Annotated in this window: 1 protein-coding gene; it reads right to left on the bottom strand. The window is 67.5% G+C overall.

Annotated features, from left to right (window positions below; genetic code table 11):
* Positions 1–1,698: dockerin (locus ACXJKJ_RS30050; RefSeq protein WP_457394985.1), on the bottom strand; the 1,698-nt coding region annotated here is incomplete at both ends.

Below are 1,698 nucleotides of genomic sequence, written 5' to 3'. Positions count from 1 at the left end.
CGTGTGGCCGCCATCGGTCGACGTGTAGACCTTGCCCGGCGTGCCCCACCAGTGGCCACCGGAATCGTAGGCATAGACCTTGTTCGGGTTCTTGCGATCGGCAACCAGGTGGTAGGCGCGGGGGAAGACGCTGTTGATCGCGGGCAGATTGGTCGGCACCCAGGTGGCACCGTTGTCCGTGGTGTAGGACGGCACCGAGTAGCCGGGTGCCCAGACTGCCTTGTTGCGCGCGGTGATGGCGATGCTCGCTTCCCCACCCGTGTTTTGCGCCGCGCCCGTCGGGTAAGTGGCGAACTTCGCCCAGGTCTTGCCGCCGTCGCCCGACCACATGCCGTAGGCGGTGTTGTTGCCCAGGTAGACGCCGATGGTGGCCATGTACTGCGGATCGGACCACGCCATGTCGGCGGCGAAGCTGTTGCTCCAGTCGGTGGCCGGCGTCAGCGTCGGCTTGGTCGTGAGGTTGGTGTGCACCCAGGCGCCGACGTCGCCCGAACTGTTGATGACGGTGTAGGTGGCGCCGGCCGGCGGCGTGGCCAGGCCCAGCACGGCCGTCTCCTCAAGGCCGTCGACCGTCATGGCCCAGGTTGGCGTGGCCGAGGAGGCGTTGCTTGTCTGCATGACGCCGCCGGAGACGTGCAGGATGTGATCGCGGTTGAAGGGATCGATCTCCACATCGTCGATCCAGCCCCAGGAGACCTCGCCCGGCGTCATCGCTTCGATCTCGCGCCAGTTCCGGCCGGCATCGTCGGACAGCTGGAGGATTCGCTGGCCGGGGAAGTTGCCCCAGGTGTTGGTGATCCCCAGCGCAATGCGCGTGGTCGCGCCGGTGCCGGAGACGGACACGCCGCCGTAGCCGACCGAGTCGTCGCTCCTGAGCAAGGTCCAGTTGCTGCCGTCGAACTTGTACAGACGGGCGGGACCGGCGGAGCCGGGACCGGCGTCCCTGGTGAAGACCACGTAGAACATGCCGTCAGCGGCACGCACCATGTGCGGGATGTGATAGCCGGAGATCGGCACCGTGACCGGGGTCCACGAGGCGCCGCCGTTGGTGGACTTGTACAGGTTCGAGGCCAGGCCTGCGGTCTGCACATAGTCCGGCGCGATGGGGGCGTAGATCGTCTGCGTGGCCGTGCCGCTGCCCTTGGTGCCGGTGTCGTAGACGACCGTCTCGACGCCCATGGCCGTGCCGCCGTTGGCGTTGATCTGGTCCTGGGTCATCTTGAGGGTCGACAACGACGTGACCTGCGCCCAGGTGAGGCCCGAGTCGGTGCTCTTCCACAGGCCGGCTGTGCGCGAGCCGTAGAACAGCGTCGACGGCTTGTTGGGGTCGACCATCAGGCGCTCGCCGATGGCCCGGCCGGGGTTGTTGCCGCCGAGCGGGAAAGGCAGGGCGACATAGGTCCACTGGTCACCACGGTTGCTGGAGATGTACAGGCGGCCGTTGCCACCGGACGTGTACATGCCGGCGCCCATGTAGACGCGCTGATCGTTGTTCGGATCGACGGCGATGCTCTCGACGCCGTGGAAACTGGCCTCGCCGCCACCGAAGCCCAGGCCGTCGGTGATGGGCACCCAGGACGACGTGGGCTGGTTCCAGCGGTAGGCGCCACCGATGTCGGTGCGCGCGTACAGCAGGTTGGCGGTGGTCGGGTGGAAGACCAGGCCCGTGACGTAGCCGCCGCCGCCCCACTTCACTTC

The organism is Roseateles sp. P5_E1, assembly GCF_054049335.1.
The sequence above is the reverse complement of the archived record's forward strand: the minus strand, read 5'-3'. Positions and strand labels throughout refer to the sequence as shown.